Source organism: Caldisericum sp. (genome assembly GCF_049967455.1).
GTDB lineage: Bacteria > Caldisericota > Caldisericia > Caldisericales > Caldisericaceae > Caldisericum > Caldisericum exile_A.
In genome coordinates this window covers 1-626 of sequence record NZ_JBMFSR010000116.1, presented here as the reverse complement: position 1 = coordinate 626, position 626 = coordinate 1, and the positions used below count along the sequence as shown (strand labels likewise).

Here is a 626-nt window from a genome sequence, read left to right as displayed (position 1 = left end):
TCGTGCAGTTTGCTAAGAAGCACTTCTTTACACAGGACATAATAGCACAGAAGATGGTGCAGGAAGGGGTAGAGAAAGCGTCTGAAAAATCGCTCTTGACAAAGTTAAACGATATCATAGAGGACGCATTTTCCCTTGCAATGGAAATGCATTACCTAAAAATGCAGTACGAGTCATTTTGCAAAGAACATGACATAGATTTCAAATTACTCGTGAGAAATGCTTTAAAATCCTATGTAGATGGCGTAACCAATTACGAGGAACTGCACGAGGGAGAAGATCTGGAGGACATCAAGGAGATATTGCAATATATGTTGCAGTTGAGGGACAAGCAGCTCCTGAATAATATATTACTGGCTAAATTGATAAATGGGTGATAAAAAAGAAATTATTTCAAATAAGCATTGTGCGATTCCGAGGACTGCGTTCATGTGAACTTTGCCTATTCACTGCCGAGGGTAAGGGAACTGATGGAAAGTATGAAATAAATAATTTTATATAATTATACAGAAAATTCGCAAAACTCAAGAGTAAAATAATCTTTTAAATCCTTATTTAATTTATCTATATTGTCTTTAGAAATTGAGGCTATGAACAAAATCTTAAAATTATTATCTTTTAAATAT

Annotated in this window: 1 protein-coding gene; it reads left to right on the top strand. The window is 34.3% G+C overall.

Annotated elements, in window-relative coordinates; all coding sequences use genetic code 11:
• Positions 1-377 (top strand): hypothetical protein (locus ACP5SP_RS08085; RefSeq protein ID WP_428076570.1); only part of this gene is annotated, 377 nt, incomplete at its 5' end.
• Between the last annotated feature and the right edge of the window lie 249 nt (positions 378-626).